The 531-nt window shown below is 35.8% G+C and carries 1 pseudogene; it reads left to right on the top strand.

Annotated features, from left to right (window positions below):
- Positions 1 to 531: pseudogene (locus AB3I34_RS13985) on the top strand (WxL domain-containing protein); the annotation flags it as partial.

Genomic DNA, 531 nt, shown 5'->3' with positions numbered 1-531 from the left:
AGCAGATGTATCTTTAGGCGGTGTGAATAACTACGGAACGACTAATACGAGAATTACTATTCCAAAATTTTATGAAAATATCTCTCTTTACACAGGCAATGCTTATACACAAGCTACGTTTAATCAGTATTCAACTGTGGGCAATACATTAATCGGTGCACCACATAATAATGCGCCATTGTATTATGGTTTAAGTAAAGTGACAGCGACACAGTTTAAAATGAATGAATTTGCTAGTGGATCCAATTATATGTATAGTCGATTATTTGTAGCGACTAATCCATATAAATTAGAAAGTTATTACACAACAGTAGGAACGGTTTACTATCAATTAACCAATCGTAAGGTCACCGAGAATTTCGTTGACACCAATGGTGTAAAAATTACAGCCCCAACAGGCTTCACCCAAGGGAAAAAAACAAATATCACGAATACTGATTACACGTTTACGCAAAGTGGGACGCTACCAAGTACGTATAAAACAAGTAATGGGAAAGTCTACAAGCTAAAAGGGTGGTATAAAGGTAATAC

This window comes from Enterococcus sp. C102(2024), from assembly GCF_040888205.1.
Lineage (GTDB): Bacteria > Bacillota > Bacilli > Lactobacillales > Enterococcaceae > Enterococcus > Enterococcus faecalis.
The sequence above is the reverse complement of the archived record's forward strand: the minus strand, read 5'-3'. Positions and strand labels throughout refer to the sequence as shown.